Origin of the sequence: Longimicrobium sp., from assembly GCA_036389795.1 — a bacterium.
GTDB lineage: Bacteria > Gemmatimonadota > Gemmatimonadetes > Longimicrobiales > Longimicrobiaceae > Longimicrobium.
In genome coordinates this window covers 1-3,773 of record DASVWD010000131.1, presented here as the reverse complement: position 1 = coordinate 3,773, position 3,773 = coordinate 1, and the positions used below count along the sequence as shown (strand labels likewise).

Here is a 3,773-nt window from a genome sequence, read left to right as displayed (position 1 = left end):
GTCTGACTCAGGAACGGGCTCTCTCGCACCAATGAGCTTACCGACCTCTTTGCCGACGCCACCCGCCCAATTTATGCTCCCACACCCGTTTCATCCTCCCTGGTCGCGCGCAGCGCGGTGGTAGACTCAGGATGACATCTCTTTGCACAGCCGATCTCGAGATTTGGGCTCAGTAGTCGCGTCCGCCGCGCAGCATCACGAGCCCGCGAGGTTTGGCGAAGCGGCCGCGGTCGTACACCTTCACGCCGCGCAGCCAGGTCTCTTCCACCACGCCGGGGAGCACCGCGCCGACGTACGGCGAGAGCTTGTGGCGGTGGTGCAGCGCGGCCGGGTCCACCAGCCACTCGGCGTCGGGGTCGAAGACGAAGAAGTCGGCGTCGCGGCCGGGCTCGATGGCGCCCTTGCGGTGCGACAGCCCCGCGACGACCGCCGGGGCGCGCGCCATCCACTCGGCCAGGTGCGCGGGAGTGTAGCCGCGCTCCCGCGCCCCGCGCCAGACGGCCGAGAGCCCCAGCTGCAGCGACGCGATCCCGCCCCAGGCGCGCAGGAAGTCGCCCTCCTCGCGCCGCTTCAGCTCCGGCGGGCAGGGTGAGTGGTCGGTGACGACCATATCGATCTCCCCCGACCCCAGCGCCGTCCAGAGCCGCTCCTGGTTCTCCAATCCGCGGATCGGCGGCGCGCACTTCAGCTCCGTGGCGCCGTCCGGGACGTCCTCGGCGGCGAAGTGCAGGTAGTGGGGGCAGGTCTCCACCGTGATCGGCGCCCCCAAAGCGCGCGCCTCGTTCAGCAGCGGGAGCGCCTCGGCCGCGGAGAGGTGGACGACGTGCACGCGCACCCCGAGCTCCCCGCCGAGGCGGATGAGCATCTCGATCGCCAGCGCCTCGGCGGCGGGCGGGCGCGAGGCGAGGTAGGTCTCGTACTTCCGCGGGTCGCACCCGTCCAGCGTGGCGAGCGCGGCGGTGATCGGGCCCGGCACCTCGGCGTGCGCCAGGAGCGGCGCGCCCAGCTTCGCCAGCACCGGCATGGCCGCGCGCAGGTCTTCCTCCGCGACGTGCTCGAACTCGGGGACGCCGGAGGGGACCAGGAAGCACTTGAAGCCGAACACGCCGGCCTCCCACAGGTCCCGCAGGTCGCCCGCGTTGCCGGGGACCACGCCGCCCCAGAAGCCCACGTCCACGTGCACGCGGCTCGCCGCCGCCGTCGCCTTCTCCCACAGCGCCGCCTCGGTGGTGACGGCGGGGATGCTGTTGAGCGGCATCTCGACCAGCGTGGTCACCCCGCCCGCGGCGGCGGCGCGCGTGGCCGTCTCCCACCCCTCCCACTCGGTGCGGCCGGGCTCGTTCACGTGGACGTGCGTGTCCACCAGCCCCGGCATCAGCACCTCGTCGCCCACCTCCACGACCTTCACGCCGGCCGGCACGTCGCCGAACTCGCGCACGGAGTCGATGCGCCCCCCGCGCACCCACACCGCCGCCGCCCCCATCCCGCCGGGGGTGACCACGTGCGCGCCGCGGAAGACGAGGTCGGGAGGGGGAGCTTCGGTCAACGTGGATCGGGGAGAAGGGAGATGCGCTCGCGCGGCGAAGCGACGATCGGAGGCGGCTACCGGGCGCGCCGCGACAGGCTCACCACCCACAGCACGGCGCGGAGCCCGATCGCGGCCGCGGTCGCGTGGTACGCCACCACGGCGGCGCTCCACCCGGCGAACGCCGCCACGTCGCGGCGCGTGGGCGCGACGTCCGCGTCGAGCCCCAGCCGCCCGCGCATCCCGCCGACGGTCTCCTCCAGCAGCTCGTCGCGGAAGTGCTCGTGGTAGAGGCTCCGGCTGCGGCGCCCGCGCACGAACGCGCGGAAGGTGCGCCGCGGCGCCGCCGCCAGCCCGAACGCGAACGCGCCGGCGTTGAGCGCCCACGCGGCCCAGTACTTCCCGCACCCGGCGGAGATCTCCCACGCGCCGATCTCCGCCTCGCCCACCCAGTCGGTGCGGTAGCCGGTGACGATGTGGTGCAGGTCGTGCAGCTTCACCGCCCGCACGCGCGGCTCGATGTTGGGGAAGAAGATCGGGATCGGCTTCGACTCGATCCTCACCCAGCGCTTGTTGTATCCGCCGTCCGCGTCGAACCCGCTCTCCGCGAAGAAGCGCGCCCGCGCCTCGCCGAGCGGGAGCTCCTCCGGCTGCAGCGGGGCGGGGATGGGGTCCGCGCGTCTGTCCGGCTCACGCTCGGGCCCGACCCGCAGATCCTTCGTCGCCGCCCCGGCATTCGTCACCCTGCCGGTCCTGCGCGGGCGGCTCCTCAGGATGACAGCCGACAGCCTTCTCAGCATCAGGACGATCCTCCCGAATCCCCCCACCACCGCGCCAGCAGGTTCCCGGCGACGCGCGCGCGGTACTCCGCCGTCGAGCGCAGGTCGTCGATGGGGGCGATCTCGTCCGCCAGCACGCGCCGGGCCTCGTCGACGGAGGCGCCCGACGCGAGCGCCTCCTCCGTTTTCGGGAGACGGACGACGGTGGGCGCCACGCTGCCGAGGGAGATGCGCGGGCGCTCGGAGCGGACGGCGGCCATCACCACCTTGGAGATGGCCTGCGCGGCGCGGGTGCCCACCTTGCGGAACCACTGCGCGCCTGCGACGGGCGGGATCTCGATGGCGGTGATCAGCTCGTCGGGGCGCATCACCGTCTGCCGGTAGCCCGTGTAGAAGCCGTTGAACGGCACCCGCCGCTCGCCGCCCTCGGCGCTGCGGAGCACGACGACGGCCTCGGCGACGGCCAGCACGGGAAGCGTGTCGCCCGCGGGGGAGCCGTTCGCCACGTTGCCGGCCAGCGTGCCGCGGTTCTGGATCTGGACGCCGCCCACCTCGCGCGCCGCGGCGGCCAGGATCGGCAGGCGCGCGCGCACCTCGGGCGAGCGCACCAGGTCGGTGTGCGTGGCCAGCGCGCCGACGCGCAGCACGCCGTCGCGCGCCTCGATCCCGCGCAGCTCGTCGAGCCCCCACAGGTCCAGGAAGCGCGCGGCGGCCAGCGTGCCGAAGTTGAGCGCCACGTAGACGTCGGTGCACCCGGCCAGCGGCACCAGCGGCCCCTCGTCGCGCAGCATGGCCAGCGCCTCGTCCAGCGAGCGCGGCTCCAGGAGCGACAGGGGGGAGATCGGCGTCCTCACGCCCGGGCCTCCAGCACGGCGCGGTAGATGGCCTCGTAGCCGGTGCAGCGGCAGAGGTTGCCGGCGAGTCCGACCTTCACCTCGTCCAGGGTGGGATTCGGCCCCAGCGCCAGCGCGGCCATGATCATCCCCGGCGTGCAGATGCCGCACTGCGCCCCGCCCAGCTCGGTGAAGGCGCGCTGGAGGGGGTGCTCGCCGCCGAGCCCTTCAATGGTGAGCACCTCCGCGCCCGCGGCCTGCGCGAACGGCACCAGGCACGCGCAGACGGGCTCGCCGTCGACGAGCACGGTGCAGGCGCCGCACTCGCCCTCGCCGCACCCCTCCTTGGTGCCGGTGAGCCCGCACTCCTCGCGCAGCACGTCGAGCAGGCGCTTCATCGGGTGCGCCTCGACGTCCACCGCGTTCCCGTTCAGCCGGAACTCCATCGCAATCTCAGAAAAGGTTGACTCCGCAGTCGGTTCACCATCCACCAACGATGTCATCCTGAGTCTTCCACCGCGCTGCGCGCGACCACGGAGGATGAAACGGGGTTGTAGTTCTCCCTCCCACCGCGCAGCGGGGGGAGGGCCGGGGAGGGGGGCTACCCGCGGCGAGCACCGAAGCCCGTCACAGCGC

Annotated in this window: 4 protein-coding genes; all 4 read right to left on the bottom strand. The window is 73.4% G+C overall.

Annotated elements, in window-relative coordinates; translation table 11 throughout:
• Positions 1–169: 169 nt before the first annotated feature.
• The 4 genes from allB to VF746_17665 are packed head-to-tail and all read right to left on the bottom strand — an operon-like array spanning position 170 to position 3,583.
• Positions 170–1,546, bottom strand: a complete 1,377-nt coding sequence (allB, locus tag VF746_17680) for an allantoinase AllB (GenBank protein HEX8694256.1) — start codon at positions 1,544–1,546, stop codon at positions 170–172.
• 56 nt (positions 1,547–1,602) lie between these two features.
• Positions 1,603–2,268, bottom strand: coding sequence for a hypothetical protein (locus VF746_17675; protein ID HEX8694255.1), 666 nt, complete (start codon positions 2,266–2,268; stop codon positions 1,603–1,605).
• 56 nt (positions 2,269–2,324) lie between these two features.
• The gene (locus VF746_17670) at positions 2,325–3,158 is read right to left on the bottom strand and encodes an FAD binding domain-containing protein (protein HEX8694254.1); all 834 of its coding nucleotides are present in this window, start codon (positions 3,156–3,158) and stop codon (positions 2,325–2,327) included.
• A complete protein-coding gene (locus VF746_17665; GenBank protein HEX8694253.1) occupies positions 3,155–3,583 on the bottom strand; it encodes a (2Fe-2S)-binding protein in 429 nt (142 codons plus the stop codon). The genes VF746_17670 and VF746_17665 overlap by 4 nt, the downstream gene beginning before the upstream one ends.
• Positions 3,584–3,773: the final 190 nt, after the last annotated feature.

What these genes read in the sequence shown, in the direction of transcription:
- VF746_17665 (HEX8694253.1), bottom strand. Translation starts at nt 3,583, where the DNA reads ATGGAGTTCCGGCTGAACGGGAACGCGGTGGACGTCGAGGCGCACCCG.